Raw genomic sequence first — 26758 nt, 5'->3', positions numbered from 1 at the left:
CCCTATAGTTAATTCCCTTAACCATAAAAACTATAGGGTAATGATATAACTCCGTGAAGATAAATTTTAACCAGATGTGATCCTTATTCATAAAATAAGGATGTGTAAATCCGCACTTAAATGTGTGTTTTATTCGTTTCAGTAAAGAAAAAACTGAGATGTATTGGTGTTTGAAATATCTATTATTTAATACGTAATTGCGTACAGATATATATCATTCGTCTTAAGCAGATTAATGCGAAACGGTCGCCATAAATGGCGACCGTACGGGTTAATTCATTACTAATCCCCCATCGACATACAAAGTTTGCCCAGTGACAAACTCGCTCCACTCGGAGGCCAGAAACAGCACCGGGCCGGTGACATCTTCCGGCCGCGCGATACGGCGCAGCGGGGTTTGTGCGGTGAGAAAATCGCGCACCTCTTCGCGCGTTGCCTGGCTGGCATCGGTGGGATAAACCAGGCCGGGCGCAACGCAGTTAACGCGAATCCCCAGCGGGCCAAGTTCGGTTGCCAGCGTGCGGCTGAAGCCGGTCAATGCGGCTTTCGCGGTGATGTAATCGTGATACGGCACCGAAGGTCGCGCCACCAGATCGCTGGTGAGATTCACGATGCTGCCGCGTACGCGCGCGCGCATTATAGGCAGCGCCGCCTGGCAGACGTTATAGGCGGCTTTTACCGCGCCATCGAACTGCGACTGATATCCCGACCACGGCGTTTCCCAGAAACGCTGACGATTTTCGGTGTCGAAAACGTATGGCGCGAAAGCGTTGTTGATCACCGCATCGAGGCGGCCGGTGGCGTTGAGGATTTGCTCCATCATCGCGTTGACCTGCTGCACACAGGTGACATCTGCGGCAATCGCCAATGCATCTCCGCCCAATGCGCGGCACTCTGCAACTACGCTCGCTGCAGCAGCTTCGTTGCGCAGATAGTTCACCACCACAAATGCGCCTTCAGCGGCGAAGGCTTTAGCGATTGCCGCACCAATGCCGCGACTTGCGCCGGTTACCAGAATGGTTTGGTTGGAGAATTTCATTGTTGCTCCTTAGGGATGGAGTGTGATTCAGCCAGGTGCGCATTAATGCGCACCCTACAAAACCCCATATGCATAAATGCGGCGTATGGCGACCGCGTCACTCCGCATACGGTGCGTAACTCTCGGCGGCAGCTTCTGCGCCCTGCTCGATCTCAGTGATGGTCACCAGATCGAGCAAACTAAAACGCCCGTCGTGATGCCAGCCCGCTTCCGGCGAGGTCATGTTGCCGAACGCTGCGATGCGGGTGACGCCCACTTGTCCGAGAAAAACAGAGATGCGGAACAACTCATGCGGCGCGGCCGCCACGCCTGCGGTTTGCAGGAAATGCCGCTGCTGCGCCACCAAATCGACCACTTCCTCCAGCGCATCCACGGACACCACTTTCAACGTACGGCCCAGTGCCGCCGGAGATAAAGGCTCCGCATGGTCAACACTCACAACCGCCCAACTGTCTGCAGCTTCGCCGTAAAGCGTACGATCGCCGCCCAGCACACGGATCTCCTCGCCATTTCGCCACGCGGCAATGCTGTTCATCTCATCATTAGCCAGCGCACGGCGCGGATGTTTGTACGCCAGCGAGGCGAGTTCATGGGCGATATAACTGGCGAACTCATCCGGCGACACCTTGCCGCCGCGCTCGACAAACAGCATCTGCGGCGAGTAGCAACCTGCCTGATCGTAACGCATCACGTCATAGGCCACGCGGCGCGCCAGTTCCGCGCCCTGCCGAGCATTCAACGCCGAACGCGCCACCAGCCCGAAACTGATTTTGTGGCCGTGCGGCAAAAAGCGTGTGGTAACCGGCAAACGTTGTTGGATCGCCGCCAGCGTTGGATTTCCACCATAAGCCACCAGCGTATCGGGCTGGCGCAGCCAGGTTGGCTCGCTTTGCGCATCGCCGCCTTTCCACCACACCACCGCGATGCACTCGCCGAGTTTTGGATCAATTTCCGCCAGCAACTGCGCGAACCAGCTTGCCATCAGCGGCTCATTACCTGGCAGTTTGCCGATGGTGCCCGCCTTGACCAGCAGGCCGCAAATCAAACTCCACAGTGGTAAACCAGGCACGTTGCCCGCCCAGATATGCATCAACAGTTGCGGACCAAACACACGCGCGAAGCCACCTTTAGGGCGCGGCTGGAAATCGTCGAGCATCTGCGGATCGGTGAAATCCTCCGCCAGAAAGCGCTTCAGCTGCGGCTGACGAAAAGTTTTCAGGTAGCCAGCGAGGCCAAGCCGCACCATGTCGGCGTCGTAACCGGTGACGATAGGCAGCAGCTTTTCGGCTTTGATACGCAGTGGATGATGACGATCGAGCAGTCGCGCCACCGCTTCATCAATGATGGCGATGATCTGCGCGACGCTCAGCTGACGGAGATAAGCGCGGGCGTTGGTGCGAATGCGCGCAGCGAGCGCCGTTATCTGCTCGTCATTAAGTTGCGGAACGCTAACTTCGAGGCTTTCGCCATGATGATTGAAACTCAGCGTGTGCCACTGCACTTCGTCAGCGGAAAAGCCCGGCAGATGTCCGGCAACTTCCTTCACAGCGGTGCCTGCGCGCTGGCGAGAAACGCTTCCATGGTCAACGAACAGCCTTTGGCATCAGCGCCGGTCACACGTCCCAGCAGATGGAATCCGCCATGCACCATCACGCCCGCATCTTCCGTTAACAGGGCGGAAACTGAGTTGAAATGCGCCAGATCGTGATGCACCAGCACGCCTACCTCGCCATCCGGCACATCATCGCCGGTAAGCGGATTGACCACACGCGTGCGGATCCAGTGCGGCCCGGATTTCACCGGCGGGCAGCGCTCATTGCCCGCATCGTAAAACTGCGTGCTGATTTCCGTCATGCCGTACATGTTAATGCAGTGTGAGCGCGGGATACCGAAGGCGTGAGAGAGCGAAGCGTAGAATTCATCCGCGCCAATCTCGCGCGACTGGCCTTTGAAACCGCCGGTATCGAGAATGCGGCTGCCGGCAGGCAGCGCGAAGCGGCGTTGCTGGCGCTGCATTTCATCTAGTAGATGGACAAAGCTGTAGCTGGCACCCAGCAGCGCATAAGGTTCGCCGCTGGCTTCGGCCTGCTCGAGCGCACTAAACAGGCGATCGATATCGAGGCCATGCTCGCCCACCATTACTTCGCTGTCTGGCGTGCCGCACTCCTGCATCGCCAAATCGAGATAGGTCGCCAGCGAGGAGTTCGGCATCGCCATGGTATCCGGGAACAAAATGCCCATGCGGATGCGTTCGCTGCCCGCCATAAAGCGACGGCGGAAGTTGAGTAGCATCGATTTCTTCCACACTTCCAGCGTCGGATGGTAGCTGCACCCTTTTACCGTGCCGGTGGTGCCACTGGTCATGAAGATCTCGGCAATCTGGTCGATGGGACGGCAGCTGAGCGTCAGATCTTTGAAGGCGTTAATCGGGATGGCGGGAATGTTGCGCCAGCTTTTCACCGTCAGCGGCGTGCGTCCGCGCTGGATGGCGAAGCGGCGATAAGGTTGGTTGTGTGCGAACTGATAAGCGAAGATTTCGAGGGCCAGCTGGTTGAAATCGTCGTCTGAGGCCTCTTCATGCTGCAGGAATATCAGCAGAGCCTGGATGATGTGTGTTTCGTTCATGTACGTCGCCACCTTTGCGATTGCGCAGAAACTCTCAAGCACCGCCTGAAGAGCGCGAACTGTCCGCTACAAAGCACAAAGAGGGAATCAGGGCGCAATATCGCCCTGCGGTTCCGCATCCCTACGCCGGTATTAGCCGGATCAGGTTCGGAGGGTCACTACGTTGCCAACGCATACACGTCAGCCGGTAGAATCTCAGCCCCTTAGCAGAGCACCCCTTGGAACAAGCCGCAGTCTAGGATGGCGCGCGATGATGTGTCAACCTTGTTAAATTCTGGCTTGTCCGGCATTCATCACGCCATGTCTTATACTTTGGGCATTAGTATTTGTGGAGGTGAAGTATGGCTGGCGGTTGGTCAGAAGACGGTGCAGTGCACAAACAAATTGATGCCACGGTCGATGACGCGGTGGCCCGCGCGCGCGAGAATCTCGGCCACGGTGAAAGTGCCGAGTTTTGCGACGAGTGCGGCGAACCGATCCCGGAAGCGCGTCGCGCGGCATTAGCTGGCGTGCGTTACTGCGTGAATTGCCAGAGCAAGATCGATAAAAAACAGGCGGCGATCAGCGGTTATAACCGACGCGGAAGCAAGGATAGTCAGTTGCGGTAGTTTTTTAAATTTATGCTGATAAGATAGTCGCACAACTCAACCCTGTACGCAGCCATTCAGTTCGCTGGCCGTTAGGGTGAAAAAACCGGCTCAGGCCGGTTTTTTCGTATATTAAGGAAGGATAAAACCCGTGATTACAGCTGAATATTAATCAGGGTTTTGTACCATCGGCTAAACGAAATAATTCAACGCGCAACACAGCCAAACTGCTCATCAAGTAATGGATAATTTTTCGCGTCAGGCAGCTCGAAGTGCCACCACTCCGTTGGCATGGCGACAAAACCGCCGCCAAACATAATCGCGTTCAGCAGCAGGCGATTACGTTGTGCTTCGGCGGGGACATTCGGATGATAGGGATGCGATTCCACTTCCATCGCATCAAAGGCGGTGCCCATATCCAGCGGCTGGCCTTGTGCATCAAGTAACGTCAGATCAATCGCTACGCCGCGACTGTGATTCGAACCCTGCGCGGGCGGCACCACATAATCTTTATCCGGACAGGCATCCCACAAGTGCCACTGCGCTTGCTGCGGCCGATAAGCATCGAGTACCAACAAACTGAATCCCGCCAGCCGGGCGATCTCAATGCTTTTTGCCAGTGCGTCGGCGGCGGCCGGATGCAGCAGCGCTTTGGCCTCCTGGTAAATGGCATAGCCCGCGATGTTATCCGCCGTGGCATATTTCAGATCGAAACGTAAAGCGGGAAAGGTTACGGCTAAATCAATCAGTTCAACGTCCTGCGTCATACTAAATCCTGTTAGCTATAAAATTAATAACCGCACATACCGTAGCGGCGCGATTTATCGCGCGTATCCATAGCGGCACCGCGTCCATCCGGGCATTGCGCAATAAATTGCGCCGCTACAGAATGTGCAATCTGATTTACTGGTCCGGCAATGATAATAACTGACGCGGTAAATTTGTCAGCCGTTCTGCGCCAGCGGGCGTAACGCGCACCGTTTCGCTGAACGCCAAACCTTGCGCGGAAATATACATGTGGAACACCATATTCTCTTCCAGCAGCCACTGCGCGTTAGCGTGGAAACTGCAGGAAAAATCACTCGGTCGTGGCGTGCGCGTATAAAGCCCCAACGCATAACCGGTGATATTGGGATAATCCGCGCGCAATCCTCTACTCAGCACCGCATCGCGCACGATGGCATCCACGTCGTGCGCCACCATGCCCGGTTTCATAGCCGCAAATTGCTGATCCTGAATCGCGATCAGCTGTGCTGCCAATTCTGCACGCTGCGTCGAAATCTCCCCGACGATATAAGGCCGCATCAGGCGCGCGCTGTAATGTTTCACTTTTGGGATCAGCTCGACGTGCAGCACATCGCCTTTTTCCAGCCGTTGTTCGTGGCCGCTGGCATGCAGAAAACCATTATCACCGCTGGCGATCACAATCGGTCCGGTTTCGCCGGTATCCGCGCCCAGCTGTAAAAACTGTCCGGCCGCCAGCGCGGCGACATCGCGCACGCGCCAGCCGCCCTCCACTTCCGCGCCTATCGCCATCAAAGTGGCATCCGCGATGGCAGCAGCCTGACGCAACGCGGCGATTTCCGCCGGGAATTTGACGCTGCGCAGCCGGTCGCTCAGCCCGGTTAAATCACACCACCTCACGTCTGGCAGATAGCGCGAAAGCTGCTGCCAGCTGTGTACCGTCATGCCGTAAGAGTAAAAATCTGCGCCGATGCGCGCCTGTTGATATCCGCGACGTATCAGACTTTGCGCCACCGCGTGCCAGGCGTCCTGATCATCGCGATAGCTTTCCACGTCCAGATTCGGCGATTGCGTGCGGCATGGCGCTTCATCCAGTTGGCGCAGCACCATCCAGGGTTCGCCGTTGAGCGGCACCAGGCAGGCTCGATACAAGGTTTCGGAGACGGTAAAGCCGGTGAGCCACGCAAGCAGCTCACCGTGATCCACCAGCATGATATCAACTGCGTTCTGCTGCATGGCGGCACGCAGACGCATCAGCGCTTCGGCGTGCATTACGCGGCCTCAACCGGCTGGCAAATCTCAAGAATGGCCAGCAGATAGATGCGCACCATATCGAGGAATTCACTGATTTCTACGCGTTCATCCGGCATGGTGTTGTATTTGCCGCCCGGCCCACAGACGATCCCTTCCATGCCCGCATGCTGATAGAGATGCGCCGCGTCAGTGCCAAAGAATGCCGGAGGCGTGATCACGCCGGTTGGCTGCTCGGTGCCGCGCACTGTTTTCCAGCCGCGATTCACCGCTTTAACGATTGCCGATTCCGGTGATACTTCGAACGGCAACATGGTGGGTTTATCGCGGATGCCATCATCGTAAAGCTCAGCTTTCAGGCCCGGATAGCGCTGGCACAAGGTACTCAGCAATGCCTGCAGATCGGCGAGTACACCTTCCACCGTTTGCCCCGGCGCAAAGCGTGCCGAGCCTTTTAAGCGTACAAAGTCAGCCACCTGCGGCGGTCGCCACTCTTCCAAATCGCGGCCCAACGCGCCATGCACGGTACCGATGTGTCCACGGTTAATCTTCAGATGCTCAGCAGTTTTCGCACCGCTAAAGGTCATACCGTTAATCTGCGGAATCAGCTCGACAGCGGCGCTGATCGCATCGACCGCTTCTTCACGTTTCGATAAATGGCGCGTATCGCCGGTGAGCTCAATGGTAAACATCAAGGAACCGGCGTGCATGGTCAGCGCTTGCAGATCGGTGGGTTCGGCGTTGATGAAGTAGTCGGCGCGCACACCTTGCTCAATCGCCGCCAGCGTACCAATGCCGCCCTGCAACTCGCCTACCACATAGGTCAGAATCACATCGCCTTTCAGCTTTACACCCGCGTCAATCAGGGTTTTCAAGGCGCAAAAGTAGGCTGCATCACCCGCTTTCATGTTCGACACGCCGATGCCGTAGATGAACTGCTCGTCAATTTTTCCTGCCCAGGGATCGACGGTCCAGCCTTCGGTGACCGGATTGGTATCCAGATGTCCGTTGAACAGCAGGCTTTTGCCGCCGCCGCTGCCCGCCAATCGTCCAATGGCGTTCAGTCGATCGCCTGGCACGTTCTGCAGTTCGGTTTCCAGGCCCAGCTGCGCCATCTGCGCGGCCATGTATTTCGCCAGTTCACGCTCGCCATCGGTGGCGCTGTAGCTTTTGTGTTGCACCATTTTTGCCAGGAAAGAGAGGCAAAATTCGCGATCGATATGATGAATTAACTGTTCAGGATTCATGTTTTTCTCGTCATGCAACGGACTTGGATAAGTCGGGAATATGCACCGCATCAAGCAGTGCACGGGTATAAGGATGCTGCGCCAGCGCCGTCATGTTGTCGCCCGGCAGCACTTCCACCACGTCACCGCGATACATCACCGCGACGCGATGGGCGATTTGGCGAATCAGGTTGAGATCGTGGGTAATAAACAGATACGCGGTGCCGTAACGGCGACGCAGTTCCAGCAGCAGCTCGATAATGGTGGCCTGCACCGAGACGTCGAGCGCGGCGGTGATCTCGTCGCAAATCACCAGATCCGGTGGATTGGCAAAGGCACGAGCGATAGCGACGCGCTGCTTCTGGCCGCCCGATAGCGCATGCGGATAACGCTGCGCAAACTCCGGCGGCAAACGCACTTCCTCAAGCAGGCGCGCCACCGCCTGTGCTTCGGTTTCACCCGGCGGCAAACCGTACAAGCGCAGCGGCCGCGCGATGATTTCGCCGATGGTCATACGCGGATTCAGCGAAGCATCGGGATGCTGGAAAATCATCTGCACGCGGCGGCGATACTCTTTATCCATTTGCGCGCGGCCATGCAGCGTGTAGCCACAAAAATCGAGCTCGCCGCTGAACGGCACCAGGCCAGTAATGGCTTTGCCCAGCGAGGATTTACCGGAACCCGATTCGCCGACCACGCCGAGGATTTCTCCCTGATGCACGGTGAGCGAAACCGCATTGGCGGCGCGCGTGGTATTGGCTTCACGCTTCAACAGGCGGTCGAGCAAACCTTGCTTGCCGTAATCGATAGTCAGCTGCTTAAGACCGAGTAACGGTTGAGTACCTGGCGCGTCCTGCACCAGCCGATGTTGCGGATTGGGCACCGCCTCAATCAGCTTGCGCGTGTAGGCATTTTGCGGCGCGTTAAACAGGCTGCGCGTGTCGGCCTGTTCTACAATGCGCCCTTGTTCCAGCACACAGACGCGGTTGGCGACTTTGGCGACTAACGCCAGATCGTGCGAAATATACAGCGACGCGACGCCGGTCTCTTCGCGCAACCGCTCGTAAAGGTCGAGGATTTGCGCTGAGCTGATCACATCCAGCGCGGTGGTTGGCTCATCAAAAATCATGCAGTCCGGCTGGCAGGCAAACGCGGTGGCGATCAGGATGCGCTGCTTCTCGCCGCCCGAAACCTGATGCGGATAGCGGCGCATCATGCGTGCCGGATTTTTGAGTTCAACGTCGTGCAGCAGCGATTCGCCCATTTCCTGCGCTTCACGCGCCGATAAACCGCGATGGCGGCGGAGCACTTCGGTGACCTGCTCACCTAAGGTCAGCGTGGGATTGAGCGAGGCGCTGGGATCCTGAAAAATCATCCCCAGTTTGGCCCCGCGCAGTGCCGTCAGTTTGGCCGCTGGCAAGGTCAGCAGGCTGTCGCCGTTCAGGCGGATATCGCCGTGCAGCTCACGCGCGTTACCCGCCAGCCAGCGCATAATCGCCCAGCCGAGCGTGGTTTTACCGGAACCCGATTCGCCCACCAGCCCCAGCACTTCGCCGGGCATCACTTGCAGGTTGATGTCACGCAATACCGGCAGCGCATGTCCTTTGGCTAACGCGTAATCGAGGCTGTAATTTTCCACCGACAGCACCGGTGCAAGCTTGTCACTCATCAGTGGCTCCTTGGGTTGAGCACATCACGCAGCCCGTCACCCAGTAAATTAAAACCAATGGCGACCAGCGCAATGGCGAGGCCCGGAATCATCATCATCCACGGCGCATTGAAGAAGTAGGCGCGCGCTTCTGAGACCATCAATCCCCACTCTGGCTCTGGCGGTTGCGCGCCTAAACCCAGGAAACTCAGGGTGGCAAACAGCATGATGGCGAAGGCAACGCGAATGGTGGCTTCCACGATGATCGGCGCCAGAATATTCGGCAGCATTTCGCGCAGGATGATGTAGTGCCCGGCTTCGCCGCGCGCGATGGCGGCATTGATGTAATCCTGCTGGCGGGCGGCTAACGCCACGCTGCGCGAGATGCGCACCATGCCCGGCACAAAGGCGATGGTGATCGCCAGCACCGCGTTCATGCTGCTCTGCCCGAGCGTGCTGACAATCAGCAACGCAAACAGCAGGCTGGGAATCGCCATCACCGCATCCATGGTGCGCATCATGAACTCATCAAATTTGCCGCCCAGATAGGCGCTGGCAGTGCCGAGCACCGAACCGATCACCATCGCCAGCGCGGTAGCCAGCAGCGACAGTAAAATGGTTGAGCGTGCGCCCACCATCACGCGGCTAAAGATGTCGCGGCCCATCTGATCGGTACCAAACCAGTGTTCCGCGCTGGGCGGCTTATAGCGCGTCAGGATGGAAATCGATTCAGGATCAAAAGGCGCCACGTGCGCGCCGCCCACCACCATCAGCAGCGCCAGCAAGATAATCAGCACGCCAGCGGCGCCCTGCGGTGAACGCAGCAAACGTTTCAAAATATCAGGCATAGGAGATCCGCTTATCGAGAGTGACGTAGGCCAAATCAGCCAGGAAGTTCACCACTGAATAGGTCGCGGCGAGGATCATCACGCCAGCCTGAATAGTGGGCAGATCGCGCGCCTGCACGGCGACAATCAGTTCGCGGCCAATGCCGGGAATGGCGAAGATTTCCTCCACCACCACAATGCCGCCCAGCAGATAACCGACATCCAGCGCCACAATAGTGATGGTCGGCAACAAGCCGTTGCGCAGCGCATGTCGCCAGAGAATGCGGCGACGCGATAAGCCTTTCAGCCACGCGGCGCGGATGTAATCGGTATGCAGCACATCGACCATTTCTGAGCGCACCATGCGCGAGACGTGCGCCACCAGAATCAGCGCCACGGTGACCGACGGCAAAATCAGGTGCTGAATCCCGCTGACGAAGTTCTCACTGAGCGGCACATAGCCGGTGGCCGGCAAAATCTGCCAGACATCGGCAAACAGCAGTAGCACCAGCGTGGCGGTGACGAATTCCGGGAACGAGATGCCGATATAGGAGATAACACTCACCAGCACATCGGCGGTTTTGCCGCGACGCACCGCCGCCCAGATGCCGAGGGGAATGGCGATAATCAGCATCAGAATTAAGGCGCACACCGCCAATAGCAGCGAACGCGATAACGCCGTTAGCAGTGTCGGTGCCACTTCGAGGCCATTGCGCATCGATACACCAAAGTTGCCTTGCAGCGCCTGCGTCAGCCAGTGCCAGTATTGCAACCACGCCGGGGCATCCAGCCCCAGACGTTCACGCACCGCCGCCAACGCTTCCGGCGTGGCGTTTTGTCCCAGCAAAGTGACAGCCGCATCGGCCGGTAACAGTTGAGTGATGCCAAAGACCAGCAGCGACACCACTAACAAGGTGTAAACCATCAGCAGAAGGCGTTTAAGCAGATAACTTGCTGTCACGTTCGCTCCTTACACTGCGCGCTTCGGCGCTTTGTCGGTCAACCAGATATGGTCAAGACGGAACACCGCACCGCGCGGGTGCAGGTGATATCCGCCGACATAATCGCGGCTGGCGGCAAGCAGATCGAAGAAGGTTGGGATCACCGACGGCACTTCGTCGTGCATCAACTGCTGCGCTTTGCCATACAGCGTTGCGCGCTGGGTTTCATCGCGGGTTTCACGCGCTGCGCCGACCGCTTTATCAAACTCCGTGTTGTTCCAGCGCGTTTCATTCCAGGATGCGGTTGAGGTGTAGAGCAGAGAGAACACCGCGTCTGGCGTCGGCTGCATGTTGTAGAAGCCGACGTAGAAGTTGCCTTTCTTCCATACCTGATCGAGATAGGTGCTGTGCGCCATGGTTTGCACGTTGATGCGGAAACCGCCCTGTTTCGCCATCTCGCGCAGCGCGATGCCCAGCTGGGTGCGAGTGGCCGGTTTATCGGAGGCGATGAGCGTTAAATCCAGGCCGTTGGGATAACCGGCATCTGCCAGCAGCGCTTTGGCTTTGCTGTAATCCACCGCTTTTTTCGCCAGGTTGGCGAAGAACGGATACGCGCCGTTAATCGGCGTGTCGTTGCCCGGTGAACCCAGGCCATCCGCCACGAAATCCACTGACGCCTGACGATCAACGCACAGCGCCAGCGCCTGACGTACTCGCACATCGTTGAACGGTTTCTGGTCGCAGCCCATGTTCACATTGAGGAACTGGCCGGATGCCACGCGCAGCGGCAGCACGCCGGAAGATTTGGACAGGCGCGCAAACTCACTCGACTGCGCGCTCAGCATCAGATCGGTGTCACCGGAGATCAGTGCAGAACTCTCCGCGATACCATCCGGATAAACCACTACTTCCACGCCATCCAGATAAGGGCGCGCCGGATCGTAGTAATGCGGATTGCGCTTCACCACAATTTTGCGTTCCGGATCGTAGGAAACCAGCTGGAAAGGACCGGCGCCGTATGAGGCTTTGCTCAGCTTGTCAAACTGGCCTTGCGCGATGCTGGCCGGGATGATTTTTGCATCCGGATAAGCCAGCATCACCGGCAAATCGGCGTAAGGCGCGTCGGTTTCAATCAATACCGAATTGGTATCTGGCGCGCTGACGGCTTTAATCGGCCCAATGTTATGCAACGCCGGTGAGGCATTTTTCGGATCGAGCAGCGCCTGCAGGCTGGCGACCACATCCGCTGAGGTTAAGGCGGAACCGTCGCTGAACTTCAGGTTCGGGCGCAGGGTGAATGTCCACTGCTTGAGATCGGCGCTGGCCTGCCAGGATTGCGCCAAATCGGCTTCGGCTTTCATCTCCTGCGTCAGACGCGTTAAGCCGCTGTACAGCAGTTCCGCCACCAGATATTCCGGGTTGACGCGAACCTGATGCGGATTCAGCACGCTGACGGCCTGGTCAACGCTGATGCGCAACACGCCGCCTTTACGCGCCGTGCCGCCCGGCGTAGCACTCGCCACCTGCGCGGCGTGGGCCGAGAACGACCAGGGCAGCATCGCTGCGCCCGTCAGAGCGGTAGAACTGGCGATAAACTGTCTGCGGTTTAACCCTTTCATTGCGCACATCTTCTCTTCCTCGTTAATTAGTTAACTACCCTGGGTTGGCTGAAAATCATCGGCGAGATACGCCAGAATGGACTGCGAAAGTGCGATCAAATCTGCCAGCGTGGTGTACTCATCGGCGGCATGAATGCGATTGTCTGGACGGGCGAGCCCGCCGAGTAAAATCTCCTGAATCCCGGCTTGCTGGACCCAGCCCATATCGGAGCTGGTGGACGATCCCCAGGGTTTAAACTCGCTGGGTTGGAAGCCAAACCCCTGACTCAGCGCCGCCTGCCAGCGCGGCCAATGCGGGCCGTCAGGATTAGCGACCGGCGCCAGATGACCAATCATTTGCAGCGTGACGTCGAGCGCGGGGCTGTCGCGCATCGCGTTTTCCACACAGTGCGTCAGCTCTTGCCACACCGCGTCAAAGCGCTCTTCCGGCGCATAACGGCGATTAATCAACAGCTCAAAACGCTCAGGAATGGTCGAGCCTTTGCTGCCGCCCTGCGCGGCAGCCAGCGTTAACAGTGACGTCAGCGGTTTGCCCTGGTAATGCGGCGGGGAAGGCATCGCCGAGGTGCGTTGTTCCACCTCGAGCTTCAACTGGTAAAGCGCGTTCATCAGCGGCAGCGCCGCTTCGATAGCATTGATGCCGTTAACTGGATCGCCAGAGTGCGCCGAACGTCCGGTGATAATTACCTTGAGATCGATACTGCCAAAGCAGCCGGCCCAAATGCGCGGCACCGCGCCGCCGTTGAAGCTGAGCAGGTGACCGGAGAAAAGCTGTTGCTCTGCCAGATAACGAATACCCGGATACAAGCCGCCCTCTTCATCAGTGCACAGCAGAAATACCGGATTAAAACGCAGCGGAATCGCCGCCGCCTGGGCCGCGCGTACCGCCGCCATCGCGGCAACAATGGTGCCTTTCATGTCCGCCGCGCCGCGCCCAAACAGCTTGCCTTCCGCTGCGGTCAGCGTCAGCGCCGGAAAGCGCCAGCCATCACCGGCGGGCACGGTATCGGTATGGAAATAGAGATTGCAGTTTTCAGCTGCACCGGCATCGAGTGATGCCAGCAGATTGACGCGTTCACCGTACGCGCTGCCGTCCGGTGCCTGCCATAAATATTCCGGCACCGAGACACGCGCAAAGCGGAAATCCAGCGGATCCAACAGATGCGTCATCACGTCAGCAAATGCGCCGTAACCGTTGCCCGGCGGGAAGCAGGTATCGACCTCGAGCATCTGTTTGAGGTCATGCGTCATTTGCGCGCCGTCGTTAGCAATCATCGCTAATGCACTGTTAAAGCGTGAATTTTGCATCATAGGATTATCGTCTGTTGTATTTCTATATAGTTTATAGATAATGCAATTCAACCACTGCGGTCAATCGGTAATCGGAAACATGCAAAAAAACTATGACGCGAACGATGCTCAACCTTTCGCCAGACTCAGCGAAGGTGAAGGTGCGCCGCTGTATGAAGTGGTCAAGCGCCATATCAGCGAATCGATCCTGCAAGGCGAACTGCCCGCAGGCACGATTTTGCCGAGTGAAAATAGCCTGGCGGCGAAGTTTGGTGTGTCGGTTGGCACGGTGCGAAAAGCGCTGGCGGCGCTGACCACAGAAGGCATGCTGATGCGACGTCGCAAAACCGGCACCGTGGTGACCGGCTGGGCGCCGCTGCACAACCTCAGCCATTTTTTCCAGTATTTCCGGCTGCACGATAAAAGCGGCGGATTGCTGCAATCCGATACCCGTTTACTTGATTATCAGCTCAGCCATGCCAGTGCCGACGAGGCGGAGAAACTGCAAATTTCGCAGGGCGATGAGGTGATCCGGCTGAAGCGATTGCGTCGTGTGAAGGGAATCGCCGCGATGCATGAAACGCTGGTGTTACCTTCTGCGCGTTTGGTCGATTTTCCTCCCGCCGATCAGTTACCGCCGCTGCTATATCGCTATCTGTTTGAACGCTACGATCTGCGCGTTGCCGCTGTGCGCGAGCAAATCACCGCCACGCTGGCGAATGAAGAGGATGCGGCGCTGCTGGAGCTGAGTTTGCCGCACGCCGTAATGGTGATTGATGAAGTGTCGTTTGATCAGAGCGCCCTTCCGGTGATTCTGGCGCACCACCGCTTTAGCACCGAACACTTTATGTACGTGAATGAGATTCGCTGATCGCGCGGCATGAACCGCCGTTTGAGTCAGGTTAAACAGCGCAGATGCATCGGGTTTCTGGAAGTTTCGGGAAAATGTTCTACGCTATTAAGGTAGTTAAACGTATTCCACTGAAAGGAACTCATCATGATGAATAAAACAGTACTGGCAACGGCGTTTCTTGGCACTTTCATGGCAATGACATTGACCGCTTGCTCTTCTAATCAGGCGATTAAGACCAACGACGGACGCACTATCGTGACGTCTGGTAAGCCGCAAATCGACAGCGACACAGGCCTTGTTTCGTACAAGGATGCGCAAACCGGTAAAACTGAGCAGATCAATCGCGACAAAATTACCAACATGAGCGAACTGGATAATTAATATCCTTTTACTAGCCTGGAGAGACTAATGAAAAAATCAATTTTGCTTTCTATTACTGCGCTTATTGCCCTGTCCGCTCTGACCGGCTGTACACGGACCTCGTACGCCATCCACACCAATGATGGACGCACCATCGTGACCGATGGCAAACCACAGGATGCCGAAACCGGCCTGCTGGGTTACGTCGATGCCAATGGTGTTAAGCAGCAAATCAATAAAAGTGACGTGAAAGAGATCTCTGAAGTTCCGAAGAAATAACACTGTATTTCCGGGGTTTAGTGACCGGATGCCGGTCACTAAATTAGGTGCGCATTAACATTAATGCGCACCCTACAAATTCCCGCAATTACTCGTAGGGTCGCCATTTATGGCGACCGCTTTAAACTTAACTTACACCCTGCTTAAACTCGTGCTACCCGCCAACCTCGCGTCAAATGCTTCTCTATCTCCACCAGCACAAAGATCCCAACACTCACCGCCAGTGAAATCAGCCAGTATTTAAACGGCAGCGGCGCGGTGCCAAACAGCGTGTTCATCAGCGGAACATAGATAATCATCGCCTGCAGCGCGATAAGCACCACGGTTACCAGCCAGATGCCACGGTTTTTTAGCAAGCCGGCATCCAGCGAGAATCCGTTACTGTTGCGGCAGTTCAGCATGTAAACCCACTGCGCGGTGACCAGCATCTGCAGCAGCACGGTGCGGATGAACTCCGGCGTGTAGCCGCGCGGCTGAAGCCAGGCTTCCAGCACAAAGGCGCTAATCGAAATCAGCAGGCCGACGAAAATCACGCGCCAGATGGCATAACCATCCATCACCGGGCTGCGCGCGTTACGCGGCGGTCGACGCATGATGTTGCGCTCTGCCGGTTCAAATGCCAGACCAAACGACAGCGTCGCCGAGGTCGCCATATTCATCCACAGAATCTGCACCGGCGTTAGCGGCAGCAGGTTGCCCATCAGAATCGCAATGATGATCAGCAATCCCTGCGCGAGGTTGGTCGGCATGATAAACAGAATGGTTTTCTTCAGGTTATCGTAGACGCGTCGGCCCTCTTTCACCGCTGCCGCGATGGTGGCGAAGTTGTCATCGCCGAGGATCATATCCGCCGCCTCTTTGGTCACTTCGGTGCCTTTGATGCCCATCGCGATACCGACATTGGCCTGCTTCAGCGCAGGCGCATCATTGACGCCATCACCGGTCATACCGACGATCTCACCGCTGCTCTCCAGCGCTTTCACCAGACGCAGCTTATGCTCGGGGCTGGTACGGGCAAAGATGTCGTACTCACGCGCCGCCACGCCCAACTCCGCATCATCCATGTGCTCCAGCTGATAGCCGGTAATCGCAGAATCGCTGTTACCAATGCCCAGCATCTGGCCAATCGCCATCGCGGTTTCTGGGTGGTCGCCGGTGATCATCTTCACGCGAATTCCTGCCTGCTGGCAGTCGCGAATCGCGGTGATAGCTTCCGGACGCGGCGGATCCATCATGCAGGCCAGGCCCAGCATCTTCATGCCGTTACGTAAATCGTCGTGATCGATATGGTGCTGCGCTTCCGGCAGCCAGCGCCACGCGGCGGCAACGGTGCGCAGCCCTTCGCTGGCGTACGTGGTGATCGCCGCTTCCCAATAGCCGCGATCAATCACTTCCGCTTCGGTTGCGCCCTGCTGCTGCTGACACAGCGACAGCAACACATCGGGCGCGCCGGTCATCAGCAGGCACGGTTTGCCATCAATCAGGCAGCTCACCGCCATGTATTTGTAGGCAGAATCAAACGGCAGCTTGCTGAGAATCTGCACCTTGTCACTCTGGATGCCCGCCTTGGCGGCCAGCACTTTCAACGCGCCTTCGGTTGGACCACCAACAATGCCCCAGTTGCCGTTGGCATCCTGACGCAGCTGGCTTTCATTACAGATATCCACCACCTGCAAGAAGCCCTGCATCAGCGCATCGCTCTGCTGACCCGCTTCAAGGGTAAACTCGCCTTTGGGTTCATAACTGTTGCCGCTGATGCGCCACTGGCTGTTCGCCAGCACCACCGCTTTCACCGTCATCTCGTTCATGGTCAGCGTGCCGGTTTTATCCGAGCAGATCACCGTCATAGCACCGAGCGTTTCGACCGTCGGCAGCTTACGAATGATGGCGTGATTACGCGCCATCGACTGCACGCCGAGCGACAGAATGATCGAGATAATCGCCGGTAAACCTTCCGGCACCGCCGCCACCGCCAGGCTGATCACTGACAGCAGCAGCTCCGTCACCGCGATGTCGCGCAGCAAAAAACCAAATACAAATAGCGCAATCATCATCAGCATGATGATGCCGAAAATAGCTTTGCCGAGTTTGTCGATCTGTACCAGCAGCGGGGTTTTCGCCTCTTCAATCGAGGAGATCATTGCATTGATATGGCCCAACTCGGTATTGCCGCCGGTGGCGATCACCACGCCCAGCGCAGTACCCGAACTGACGGTGGTGCCGGAATAGGCCAGATTGAGGCGATCGCCGAGCGCTTTTTCGCCCTCAAGCGCCACGGTGTTTTTTGACACTACCGTTGATTCGCCGGTTAGGATCGCCTCTTCGACGCGCAGGTTGTGCACCTCGAACAGACGCAAATCCGCCGGGATCTTATCGCCTGGGCGCAACATCACCACATCGCCCACCACCAGATCCTGCGTAGCGACGGTGATTTGCTGGCCGTCGCGCAGCACCATGGCATCGCTCGACATCATGTTCTGGATGCTTTTTAGCGACTTTTCGGCGTTGCTCTCCTGAATGAAGCCGATCATCGCGTTGATCACCGCCACGCCGAGAATCACAAAGGTATCCACCCAGTGGCCCATTACCGCCGTGATCACCGCCGCAGCCAGCAGGATATAGATCAGCACATCTTTGAAATGCGCCAGAAAACGCATCAGCAGTGATTTTTCCGCTTTCTGCGGCAGCACGTTCGGCCCGTTGGCGTCGAGTCGTTGCTGCGCATCGGTGGTGCTCAACCCCGCTGGTGAGCTGTTTATTGCGTTAAATACCGCGGCGTTATCCTGCTGATAATAGGGCCGCGCGGATGCCTCCGGACGTTTTGGCTGAATAGGAATAACAGTCATAATTAACCCCGTGCTATTGAATTGAAAATAAAAAAGCGTGCGAAAATAAAAAACACATTTTAATTATATTTTCCCGATGCATACTGACCGTGGTCATGTTTTTACCGATTCAGAAGTGTGATGCTAATAGTGATAGCACTGATTGCGTAGCGTTATTATTTAAATGCAAATAGAAAGAGTGCGTAACGCATATTAATTTTAATTTCATCTCGGAATCTATTATTCATGGGGAGAATTATTATGAATAAAATACACAACCTGACAATACCGATGATTATTTCCTTTATTATCATTGCAGTATCATCAGCTACCGCCATCGGTTTACTCTCTTACCATGTGGTTTCGCGCATGGTGGCATAATTAATTTCGCTATACACAGCTAAATTAAACCAAGGTTAAACACACAAAATTCATTTCCTCTAATGGCCCTTATTTTGCTGAGGGTCATTATTCCTTCCTTCAGACAATGGCATATTCCCGCCCTTTCTCTCTTATTGAGGCTGGGGCATGAATAATTGGCCAGTGCTGGGCGCACTTGTAATTTGTTTGGTTTTAATCGGTTGTGACAATAAAAGCGGTGATGAAATCAGCGCACCGCGCGTAATTAAAGCGCTAACGCTGACGGAAAATACCACAGAAAAAGTCAGGGTATTCCCGGCGCGTATTTCAGCGGGCGATTACACCGAACTGGCGTTTAAGCGTACCGGCCGACTGGCGCAGTTGCAGGTGCGTGAAGGCAGCCATGTTAAGGCTGGCGAGGTGATTGGCCGACTGATCGATACCGATGCGCAATTGCGGGTCAACGATCAGCAAAACAGATTCCTGCTGGCAGATCGCCAGTATCAACGCTTTAGCGCGCTGGCCACGCGCAGTGCGGTTTCGCAGGCAGATATGGATGTGCAAAAGGCGAACCGCGACTCCGCTGCCGTGGCGCTCAACATCGCCAAAGAGGAGCTGGATTATCACACCTTGCGCGCCCCCTTTGATGGCATCGTCACCAGCGTAGCATCCCAAAATCATCAGGTGGTCGCCGCCGGACAAACGGTGGCGGTGATCAGCCGCAACGATGTGCTGGATGTGATTTTCAGCGTGCCGGAAAACCTGTTCACCAGCCTCGACGTGCAGAACCTGAGTTATCAGCCAGAGATCAGCCTGAATGCGCTGCCGGGCCGGACATTTCGCGCAGCATATAAAGAGCATCGCGCAGAAGCTGATGCCGCCACGCTAACCTGGCAAGTGGTGCTGACGATGCCGCGCCCGACGGATTTACCGCAGGTCAGCGGCTTGAGCGGCACGGTGAAAGTGCAGATGCATAACCTGCCCACTTCCGATGGCACGCCGCTGCTGCGCGTGCCAGCCAACGCGGTGTTTAACCCGGATCATAGCCTGCCGAATCAGCCTTACGTGTGGCTGGTAAGCGGTGAAGGCGATGCACTTAACGTCCAGCAGCAGCCGGTAGTGGTGGGAAAACTCAATGCGCAGGGCATCGAAATTCTCTCCGGCTTAAAAGTGGGCGATCGCATTGTGGTGGCGGGCGTCAGCGATCTGCGTGATGGTCAGGCGGTGCGCCTGTGGACACGCGAGCGAGGTCTGTGATGCGCCTGCTGGAACAGTTTCTCAAATACCCGATTCGCAGCTGGCTGGTGATCCTGCTGCTCGGCGTGGGCGGCATTTTTGCGCTGCTCAATATTGGCCGGCTGGAAGATCCGCTTTTCACCATCAAATCGGCGGTGATTGTGACGCACTATCCCGGCGCGTCGGCGCAGCAGGTGGAAGAGGAAGTTACGCTGCCGCTGGAGAACGCCTTGCAGCGTTTGCCATCGCTCGACAACGTCAGTTCGATCTCCAGCAACGGTTTATCGCAGATCACCGTTACGATTCACAGCCACTATCGCGCCGACGATTTGCCGCAGGTATGGGATGAACTGCGTCGCCGCGTTGACGATGCCACGCGCCAGTTTCCTCCCGGCGTCAGCGCACCGCTGGTGAATGACGACTTCGGCGATGTGTACGGTTACTTCTTTACCCTGTCGGGCGAGAACTTCACTAACAGCGAGCTGCGGACTTACGCCGATCAGCTGCGGCGTGAGCTGAATCTGGTGCCCGGCGTGGCGAAAGTGGCGATTGCCGGCATCGAGCAGGAGCAGGTTAATATCACGCTCTCCAGCCAGAAGATGGCGGCGCTAGGTGTCACGCCGCAGCGCGTGGCCGCCTTGCTCAATAGCGTTAATGCCGTCTCAGATGCGGGCCAGATTCGCCTCGGCAATGAAGCCATCCGCTTCCATCCCACCGGCGAATTTCAGTCGCTGGACGAGATCGGCGCGCTGCCGATCTCTGCGCCCGGCAGCAGCCAGCAAGTATTGCTGCGCGATATTGCCACGCTCAGCTATAGCGTTACCGACCAGCCGGGCAATCTCTATCACGCGAACGGCAACGCCGCGCTGGCGATGGGCGTCTCCTTTGCGCCTGGCGTCAACGTCATCGACGTTGGCGATGCGTTAAGCGCCAAAATTCAGCAGCATCAGCAGGCCAAACCGCTCGGCATCGATCTGAACGTGTTTTATAACCAGGCGCAGGAAGTGAAGCAGTCAGTGGATGGCTTCATCAATAATTTCCTGCTGGCATTAGCGATTGTGGTGGGAACGCTGCTGCTGTTTATGGGCGTACGCAGCGGCATGGTGATTGCCGCCTCGCTGGCGCTCAATGTGCTGGGCACGCTGCTGATCATGTATCTGTTTAAGCTTGAGCTGCAGCGCGTGTCGCTGGGTGCGCTGATTATCTCTCTTAGCATGCTGGTGGATAACGCCATCGTGGTGGTGGAAGGCATCAAGGTCGATCGTCAGCGCGGCAAACCGTTGCAACAGGCGATGATGCAGATGGTGAAACGCAGCGCGCTGCCGCTGCTCGGTGCCACGGTGATCGCCATCATCGCCTTCGCGCCGATTGGGTTATCGCAGGATTCCACCGGCGAATACTGTAAATCGCTGTTCCAGGTGCTGCTGATTTCTTTGCTGCTGAGTTGGATCACCGCGCTGACGCTGACGCCGGTATTCGTTCAGTGGATGGATGGTCGGCAGGTTGTCAGCAAAGAAACCGCGCAGCCGTATCAGGGCGTGGTGTTCCGACTGTATCGCCGTGTGCTCACTACGCTGTTGCGCTTCCGCATTACCACGTTGGTGCTGATGGCCGCGTGTCTGGCAACCTCGATCTATGGCTTCGGCTACGTGAAGCAGAACTTCTTCCCTGCCTCCAATACGCCGATTTTCTTCACCGATCTGTGGCTGCCGTATGGCACCGATATTAATTACACCGCGCAAACCGCGCGCGAGATTGAAGGTTGGATCAACCAGCAGCCGGGCGTCACCAGTACCGTGACCACCATCGGTCAGGGCGCAATGCGATTTACGCTGACCTACGATGCGACACGTCAGTACAGCAATTACGGACAGATTATGGTGCGCGTGCAGGACGCGAAGCAGCTGGAAACGCTGGCGCAGCAGACCGAGCAGCACATCCGTGATCATTTCCCGCAGGTGACGGAGCGCATCAAACGCATCAATTTCGGCAGTGCCAGCGACAGCGCGATTGCGTTGCGCGTCACCGGCCCCGATCCCATTATGCTGCGGCAGATTGCCAGCCAGATAGATGACATTTTCCTCGCCGAAGGCAGCGCGTTTCCGCCGCGTAATGACTGGCAGGCGCGCAGTAAAGTGATTCGTCCGCAGTATTCACCGCTGCGCGGTCAGGAGCTGGGCGTGGACAAGCGCGATATTGACCGGGCGCTGCGTATCAACTTCAGTGGCGATAGCGTCGGTTTGCTGCGCGAAGGCTCGCGGTTGATGCCGATCATGCTGCAAACCGCCGAGCAGGAGCGGCAGAATATCGATCATCTTGGCAATATTCAGGTGTGGAGTCAGGCGCAGCAGCGCTATGTACCGCTGGCCAATCTGGTAAGTGATTTCCAGCTGGAATGGGAAGACCCGCTGATTATGCGTCGCGACCGCATGCGCGTCTTGACGGTACAGACCGATCCCGATCCCGCCAGCGGTCGCACCGCCGCAGAGATTGTGGCGCGCGTGCAGCCGGCAATCGAAAAACTGAATTTGCCCGCCGGCTATCATCTGGAATGGGGCGGTGAGCTGGAGAGTTCTCGTGGTGCCCAAAGCGGTCTGCTTGGCTCGCTGCCGTTAGGTTTCCTCGCGATGTTTATCATTACCGTGCTGATGTTTAACTCGCTGCGCGATGCGCTGGCGATCTGGATCACCGTACCGCTGGCGCTGATAGGCGTCACCTGCGGCTTCCTGTTTACCGGCATTCCGTTTGGTTTTATGGCGTTGATCGGTTTGCTGAGTTTGTCGGGCATGTTGATTCGTAACGGTATCGTGTTGGTTGAGGAAACGCGCCAGCTGGCGCGGCATCAGCCGTTGCAGCAAGCGATTCTCGATGCCGCAACGTCGCGTCTGCGCCCGATTCTGCTCACCGCCTTCACCACCGTGCTCGGCCTTCTCCCGCTGCTGCGCGATGTGTTTTTCCAGAGCATGGCGGTGGTGATCATTTTCGGTTTAGGATTCGCTACAGTGCTGACGCTGCTGGTGTTGCCGGTGTTGTATCAGAGTTTTTATCCTGGTAAGAAGGTTTGATGCTGGGGTATGTTGAGGTCGCCATAAATGGCGACCCTACAAAAGCGAGATCTGTGTTCGTAGGGTCGCCATTTATGGCGACCTTTTTGAAAAATGCTCTCCCTGATTTTCGTTCCCAGCGCTCGCCAGCAATATCTTTTTCAACATAAACGTTAGCGGAATCGCCAGAATCGCGCCGATAATACCCAACAGCGATTGCCAGATAAGAAACGCCAGCAGCTGGGTAGTGAGCGCCATATTTAGTCGTTTTCCCAATAATAACGGCTCAATCACTGAACTCAGGATTAAATTCAGTGCCACAAAGAACAGTGCGACCACCAATGCGGTTTGGATATCGTACAGCATATAACTTTGCAGCACCGGCGGGATCGCCGCCATAAATGAACCCAGCACCGGAATATAGTTGAAAACAAACATCAACACGCCCCAGAAAAAAGCGAACTTCAGGCCGAGAAGATGCGCGCCTGCCCAGACAATAATGCCGCCGACAATACTGGTCAGGGTTTTTACCTGGGCATAAACGATCACACTTTGCACGCCCTCTTCGAGCGCCACGTAATAGCGCTGATATTTCCCTTCGGCCTGTTTGCGTAACAGGGTTTTCAAATTTTTCATTTCATACAGCATGAAAAACAGCATCAGAAAGACCATCAGCCACCAGGAAAGAATGCTGGGAATTTGCGTGAGGAAACCAGTGACAAAGCGTACCACCGCACCTGCATCTACAAACGCCAGCATGTCGTTGGGCGTCAACACAATGCCCAGATGACTAAACGTCTGCGTCACCGGCTCGAAGCGTTCGGCCAGTAGCTGCGGCGCCTGGCGGCTCAGCTGGATTAAATCGGGGGTTAATACCGTGAGTTTGATGATGGTGAACACAATCACCAGTAACAGCAGCACAATCACCAGCAGGGATGAGAGCAAACGCGGCACGCGTTTTCTTTCCAGCCGACTGATTAATGGGTCGAGCATTATCGCCAGAAACAGCGACAGCATCACCTGATTAATTAACGCCGATGCCAGATAAATACCGGTGAGAATTATGGTCAGCGTGGCGAGAATTAACAGTACGCGCAAAAGTCTTGACCATAAAGGAAACTCGTTCAATCCCATCATTAAGATCCTTCATCCTATACAAAATGTATTATAGAGAAAAACCTGTGCGTTGGGCCTTGTTTGAGGTCAAGTGACGAAAAACATTCAGGCCGCGATTACTCCGGCCTGAATGTCACGCGCTATTAATTGATTCTGAATCTCCGCGTTAATGGTTTTTCGATTTCGACAATTAAAAACATCACGAAGCCAATGATCAGGGTAATAATCCAGTAGCGTAACGGTAGCGCGGTGGTACCAAACAGCAGCTGCATAAAGGGCGCGTAAATAATCAGCAATTGCAGGACCAGCAGCACGCCGCTAACAATCCAGATGCCTTTATTCATCAGCAAACCTTTGCTGAGTGAGAAGCCGTCGGACACACGGCAGTTCAACATATAGAACCATTGCGCCGTCACCAGCGTTTGTAATAACACCGTACGAATAAATTCCGGCGAATAGCCGCGCGGTTGCAGCCAGGCTTCCAGTACGAAGGCGCTGATGGCGATCATCGAACCAACAAAAATCACGCGCCAGATGGCGAAACCATCCATCACGTGCAGTTTGGGATCGCGCGGCGGACGACGCATGATGTTGGGTTCACCCGCTTCAAATGCCAGGCCGAAAGAGAGCGTGGCGGAGGTCGCCATGTTCATCCACAGAATCAACACCGGCGTCAGCGGAATTAAGTTACCCGCCAGCAAGGCAATGATGATCAGCAAGCCCTGCGCGAGGTTGGTTGGCATGATGAACAAAATGGTCTTTTTCAGGTTGTCATACACTCGCCGCCCTTCACGCACTGCGCTGGCAATGGTGGCGAAGTTGTCGTCGGTTAACACCATATCGGCGGCTTCTTTGGTCACTTCGGTGCCTTTAATCCCCATGGCGATACCGACATCGGCCTGTTTCAGTGCGGGCGCATCGTTAACGCCATCGCCGGTCATCCCGACCACTTCTTTCTTGCTCTGTAGCGCCTGCACCAAACGGAACTTATCTTCCGGGCTGGTACGGGCAAAGATGTCGTAGGCCTGCGCCGCCTCGCCGAGTTGATGATCATCCATTACTTCCAATTCACGTCCGGTAATGGCAGTACTGGCGTTGCCGATCCCCAGCATCTGCCCAATACTCATCGCGGTTTGTGGATGGTCGCCGGTGATCATCTTGACGCGAATCCCGGCTTGCAGGCAGTCGCCAATCGCGGTGATGGCTTCCGGTCGCGGTGGATCCATCATCCCGGCGATGCCGAGCAGAATCATGCCCTGCTGCAGATCCTGATGCGTCAGTTCACTTTGTCCTGGCGTGGCCGGTTTCCAGGCCGCCGCCACCATGCGTAATCCCTCGCGCGCATACTCTTCAATTTTGGCTTCCCACCACGCCAGATCGATCGGTTGCAGCCCGGCTTCGGTTTGCTGCTGCTGGCAATGTCTGAACAGCACGTCCGGCGCGCCTGTCAGCAATACGCACTCTTCATCGCCGATCAGATAGTGCGTCGACATGTATTTGTATTGCGAATCAAAGGGGATTTTATTGCGCAGTTCGGTGGTGACTGAAGGCAGATGTCCTTTGGCGGCCAGCACCTTGAGCGCACCTTCGGTTGGACCGCCGGTGATTTTCCACAGGCCGCTTTCATCCTTGATCAGTTGGCTGTCGTTACACAGATCGATGGTGCGCAGATAGCGCTCCAGTATCGAGCCTTGCGCCACTTTCACCGGCACGGCGTCATCGGCTTTATGGATGGCGCCGACCGGTTCATAGCTAACGCCATCAACGCGGTAAATTTGATCGGCGGTGATAATCGCTTTCACCGTCATTTCATTCATGGTCAGCGTGCCGGTTTTATCCGAGCAGATCACCGTCATCGCACCCAGCGTTTCTACGGTAGGCAGTTTGCGGATGATCGCCTGCTGCTTCGCCATGGTTTGCACGCCAAGCGACAGAATGATCGAGATAATCGCCGGTAATCCTTCAGGAACCGATGCCACGGCGAGGCTAATCAGTGACAGCATCAGTTCAGAAACCGGCATGTCGCGGAACAGCAAACTGAAGACAAACAGCGCGGCCATCATCGCCAGGATGATCAGGAAAATCGCTTTGCCGAGTTTATCCATCTGCACCAACAGCGGCGTGCGGTGCTTTTCGATGTCGGACATCATCTGGTTGATGTGGCCAAGTTCCGTGGCGCCGCCGGTGGCGATCACCAGCCCTTTGCCGCCGCCCGAACTCACGGTGGTGCCTGAGAACAGCAGATTGGTGCGGTCGCCGAGCGGCAGCTCGCCGGTCAACGCGTCCGTACCCTTCTCGACCACGGTGGATTCGCCGGTCAGAATCGCTTCTTCCACGCGCAGGTTGTGCGCCTCAATCACGCGCAAGTCCGCCGGAATGCGGTCGCCCGCGCGGATTACCACCACATCACCCGGCACCAGCGCGGTGGTAGGCAGCGTTTCGTGATTTCCCGCGCGGATCACCACCGTTTCGCTGGAGAGCATATTGCGAATACTTTGCAGGGATTTTTCCGCGTTGCTCTCCTGAATGTGTCCAATTAGGGCATTCACCACCGCGACACCGAGGATCACCAGCGTATCGACCCAGTGTCCCATTACGGCAGTCAGCAGCGCGGCGGCGAGCAGAACATAGATGAGAACATCGTTAAAGTGGGCGAGAAAACGCAGCCAAACCGGCTTGCCGGGTTTCTGTGGCAGAGCATTTTCCCCGTACTGTGTTAAGCGCGCCGCCGCTTCAGCACTACTGATTCCCTCGCTGGAACTTTGCGTACTGGCCAGCGTTTCATCGACAGAAAGTTGGTAATAGGTACTTTCCGGTTTAGCAGTATTCATCGCTTTCTCCTCAAATCCTGTTTCGGAAATCAAGGCGGTGATATCCCGTGATTAACA

At 56.3% G+C, this 26758-nt stretch carries 20 protein-coding genes and 1 riboswitch; of the genes, 6 read left to right on the top strand and 14 right to left on the bottom strand.

Annotated elements, in window-relative coordinates; translation table 11 throughout:
- Window positions 1-271: 271 nt before the first annotated feature.
- The 3 genes from BM323_RS21035 to BM323_RS21025 form a co-directional block, all read right to left on the bottom strand.
- Entirely contained in the window at window positions 272-1039 is a 768-nt protein-coding gene (locus BM323_RS21035) for a 3-oxoacyl-ACP reductase (protein ID WP_091004284.1), read from the bottom strand.
- Between the two features lie 97 nt (window positions 1040-1136).
- Entirely contained in the window at window positions 1137-2585 is a 1449-nt protein-coding gene (locus BM323_RS21030) for an acyl-CoA reductase (protein WP_008110648.1), read from the bottom strand.
- Window positions 2582-3664: a LuxE/PaaK family acyltransferase gene (locus tag BM323_RS21025; protein WP_008110645.1), complete on the bottom strand. Its 1083-nt coding sequence runs from the start codon at window positions 3662-3664 to the stop codon at window positions 2582-2584. Before BM323_RS21025 ends, BM323_RS21030 begins: the two co-directional genes overlap by 4 nt.
- A gap of 101 nt (window positions 3665-3765) precedes the next feature.
- Window positions 3766-3893, bottom strand: a riboswitch (TPP riboswitch).
- 112 nt (window positions 3894-4005) lie between these two features.
- On the opposite strand from BM323_RS21025, the gene BM323_RS21020 reads away from it, so the two are divergent.
- Window positions 4006-4272: a DksA/TraR family C4-type zinc finger protein gene (locus BM323_RS21020; protein WP_008110643.1), complete on the top strand. Its 267-nt coding sequence runs from the start codon at window positions 4006-4008 to the stop codon at window positions 4270-4272.
- A gap of 185 nt (window positions 4273-4457) precedes the next feature.
- On the opposite strand, the gene ddpX is transcribed toward BM323_RS21020, so the two are convergent.
- From ddpX to BM323_RS20980, 8 genes are all read right to left on the bottom strand, one after another.
- Window positions 4458-5018 carry a D-alanyl-D-alanine dipeptidase gene (ddpX, locus tag BM323_RS21015; protein ID WP_008110640.1) on the bottom strand — a complete coding sequence of 187 codons (561 nt, stop codon included), beginning with the start codon at window positions 5016-5018 and terminating at the stop codon, window positions 4458-4460.
- A gap of 136 nt (window positions 5019-5154) precedes the next feature.
- On the bottom strand, window positions 5155-6267 hold the full coding sequence (locus tag BM323_RS21010) for a M24 family metallopeptidase (protein ID WP_008110638.1): 1113 nt from the start codon (window positions 6265-6267) through the stop codon (window positions 5155-5157).
- Window positions 6267-7493 carry a M20 family metallopeptidase gene (locus tag BM323_RS21005; protein ID WP_008110637.1) on the bottom strand — a complete coding sequence of 409 codons (1227 nt, stop codon included), beginning with the start codon at window positions 7491-7493 and terminating at the stop codon, window positions 6267-6269. The genes BM323_RS21010 and BM323_RS21005 overlap by 1 nt, the downstream gene beginning before the upstream one ends.
- 10 nt (window positions 7494-7503) lie before the next feature.
- Window positions 7504-9141 carry a dipeptide ABC transporter ATP-binding protein gene (locus BM323_RS21000; protein WP_008110634.1) on the bottom strand — a complete coding sequence of 546 codons (1638 nt, stop codon included), beginning with the start codon at window positions 9139-9141 and terminating at the stop codon, window positions 7504-7506.
- The gene (locus BM323_RS20995) at window positions 9141-9968 is read right to left on the bottom strand and encodes an ABC transporter permease (RefSeq protein WP_008110632.1); all 828 of its coding nucleotides are present in this window, start codon (window positions 9966-9968) and stop codon (window positions 9141-9143) included. The genes BM323_RS21000 and BM323_RS20995 overlap by 1 nt, the downstream gene beginning before the upstream one ends.
- Window positions 9961-10908: an ABC transporter permease gene (locus tag BM323_RS20990; protein ID WP_007885920.1), complete on the bottom strand. Its 948-nt coding sequence runs from the start codon at window positions 10906-10908 to the stop codon at window positions 9961-9963. Before BM323_RS20990 ends, BM323_RS20995 begins: the two co-directional genes overlap by 8 nt.
- A 9-nt stretch (window positions 10909-10917) precedes the next feature.
- Complete coding sequence (locus BM323_RS20985; protein WP_008110631.1) at window positions 10918-12516, bottom strand: ABC transporter substrate-binding protein; 1599 nt, start codon at window positions 12514-12516, stop codon at window positions 10918-10920.
- A gap of 21 nt (window positions 12517-12537) precedes the next feature.
- Window positions 12538-13818 (bottom strand): M20 family metallopeptidase, encoded by a 1281-nt coding sequence (locus BM323_RS20980; RefSeq protein WP_008110629.1) that lies wholly within the window; start codon window positions 13816-13818, stop codon window positions 12538-12540.
- A 79-nt stretch (window positions 13819-13897) separates the two neighbouring features.
- Here BM323_RS20980 and BM323_RS20975 point away from each other — a divergent pair, with 79 nt between their 5' ends.
- The 3 genes from BM323_RS20975 to BM323_RS20965 all read left to right on the top strand — a co-directional run bounded on the left by BM323_RS20975 (window position 13898) and on the right by BM323_RS20965 (window position 15289).
- Window positions 13898-14668, top strand: coding sequence for a GntR family transcriptional regulator (locus BM323_RS20975; RefSeq protein WP_036650235.1), 771 nt, complete (start codon window positions 13898-13900; stop codon window positions 14666-14668).
- A gap of 129 nt (window positions 14669-14797) precedes the next feature.
- Window positions 14798-15031, top strand: coding sequence for a YgdI/YgdR family lipoprotein (locus tag BM323_RS20970; protein WP_091004292.1), 234 nt, complete (start codon window positions 14798-14800; stop codon window positions 15029-15031).
- 27 nt (window positions 15032-15058) lie between these two features.
- Window positions 15059-15289 carry a YgdI/YgdR family lipoprotein gene (locus tag BM323_RS20965; RefSeq protein WP_008110622.1) on the top strand — a complete coding sequence of 77 codons (231 nt, stop codon included), beginning with the start codon at window positions 15059-15061 and terminating at the stop codon, window positions 15287-15289.
- Between the two features lie 143 nt (window positions 15290-15432).
- On the opposite strand, the gene BM323_RS20960 is transcribed toward BM323_RS20965, so the two are convergent.
- Window positions 15433-18135, bottom strand: coding sequence for a cation-transporting P-type ATPase (locus tag BM323_RS20960; protein WP_008110621.1), 2703 nt, complete (start codon window positions 18133-18135; stop codon window positions 15433-15435).
- Window positions 18136-18642: 507 nt separating this feature from the next.
- Between BM323_RS20960 and BM323_RS20955 the strand changes: the two genes are divergently transcribed.
- Window positions 18643-19731, top strand: a complete 1089-nt coding sequence (locus BM323_RS20955; RefSeq protein WP_008110617.1) for an efflux RND transporter periplasmic adaptor subunit — start codon at window positions 18643-18645, stop codon at window positions 19729-19731.
- A complete protein-coding gene (locus tag BM323_RS20950; RefSeq protein ID WP_008110615.1) occupies window positions 19731-22775 on the top strand; it encodes an efflux RND transporter permease subunit in 3045 nt (1014 codons plus the stop codon). The genes BM323_RS20955 and BM323_RS20950 overlap by 1 nt, the downstream gene beginning before the upstream one ends.
- Window positions 22776-22847: 72 nt before the next feature.
- On the opposite strand, the gene BM323_RS20945 is transcribed toward BM323_RS20950, so the two are convergent.
- The gene (locus tag BM323_RS20945; RefSeq protein ID WP_036650232.1) at window positions 22848-23888 is read right to left on the bottom strand and encodes an AI-2E family transporter; all 1041 of its coding nucleotides are present in this window, start codon (window positions 23886-23888) and stop codon (window positions 22848-22850) included.
- 125 nt (window positions 23889-24013) lie between these two features.
- Window positions 24014-26701, bottom strand: coding sequence for a cation-transporting P-type ATPase (locus BM323_RS20940; RefSeq protein ID WP_008110611.1), 2688 nt, complete (start codon window positions 26699-26701; stop codon window positions 24014-24016).
- Window positions 26702-26758: the final 57 nt, after the last annotated feature.

It is taken from the genome of Pantoea sp. YR525, assembly GCF_900116775.1.
Classification (GTDB): domain Bacteria; phylum Pseudomonadota; class Gammaproteobacteria; order Enterobacterales; family Enterobacteriaceae; genus Pantoea; species Pantoea symbiotica.
Note: the sequence above shows the minus strand (reverse complement) of the source record. Positions and strands in the feature narration are given on the sequence as shown.

Bases quoted from the DNA above. Each gene is read 5' to 3' on its own strand.
- BM323_RS21005 (WP_008110637.1), bottom strand. From the start codon at position 7,493: ATGAATCCTGAACAGTTAATTCATCATATCGATCGCGAATTTTGCCTC.
- BM323_RS20980 (WP_008110629.1), bottom strand. From the start codon at position 13,818: ATGATGCAAAATTCACGCTTTAACAGTGCATTAGCGATGATTGCTAAC.
- BM323_RS20965 (WP_008110622.1), top strand. From the start codon at position 15,059: ATGAAAAAATCAATTTTGCTTTCTATTACTGCGCTTATTGCCCTGTCC.
- ddpX (WP_008110640.1), bottom strand. From the start codon at position 5,018: ATGACGCAGGACGTTGAACTGATTGATTTAGCCGTAACCTTTCCCGCT.
- BM323_RS21000 (WP_008110634.1), bottom strand. From the start codon at position 9,141: ATGAGTGACAAGCTTGCACCGGTGCTGTCGGTGGAAAATTACAGCCTC.
- BM323_RS20995 (WP_008110632.1), bottom strand. From the start codon at position 9,968: ATGCCTGATATTTTGAAACGTTTGCTGCGTTCACCGCAGGGCGCCGCT.
- BM323_RS20975 (WP_036650235.1), top strand. From the start codon at position 13,898: ATGCAAAAAAACTATGACGCGAACGATGCTCAACCTTTCGCCAGACTC.
- BM323_RS21025 (WP_008110645.1), bottom strand. From the start codon at position 3,664: ATGAACGAAACACACATCATCCAGGCTCTGCTGATATTCCTGCAGCAT.
- BM323_RS20960 (WP_008110621.1), bottom strand. From the start codon at position 18,135: ATGACTGTTATTCCTATTCAGCCAAAACGTCCGGAGGCATCCGCGCGG.
- BM323_RS20970 (WP_091004292.1), top strand. From the start codon at position 14,798: ATGAATAAAACAGTACTGGCAACGGCGTTTCTTGGCACTTTCATGGCA.
- BM323_RS21035 (WP_091004284.1), bottom strand. From the start codon at position 1,039: ATGAAATTCTCCAACCAAACCATTCTGGTAACCGGCGCAAGTCGCGGC.
- BM323_RS20955 (WP_008110617.1), top strand. From the start codon at position 18,643: ATGAATAATTGGCCAGTGCTGGGCGCACTTGTAATTTGTTTGGTTTTA.
- BM323_RS21010 (WP_008110638.1), bottom strand. From the start codon at position 6,267: ATGCACGCCGAAGCGCTGATGCGTCTGCGTGCCGCCATGCAGCAGAAC.
- BM323_RS20940 (WP_008110611.1), bottom strand. From the start codon at position 26,701: ATGAATACTGCTAAACCGGAAAGTACCTATTACCAACTTTCTGTCGAT.
- BM323_RS20985 (WP_008110631.1), bottom strand. From the start codon at position 12,516: ATGTGCGCAATGAAAGGGTTAAACCGCAGACAGTTTATCGCCAGTTCT.
- BM323_RS20950 (WP_008110615.1), top strand. From the start codon at position 19,731: ATGCGCCTGCTGGAACAGTTTCTCAAATACCCGATTCGCAGCTGGCTG.
- BM323_RS20945 (WP_036650232.1), bottom strand. From the start codon at position 23,888: ATGGGATTGAACGAGTTTCCTTTATGGTCAAGACTTTTGCGCGTACTG.
- BM323_RS21020 (WP_008110643.1), top strand. From the start codon at position 4,006: ATGGCTGGCGGTTGGTCAGAAGACGGTGCAGTGCACAAACAAATTGAT.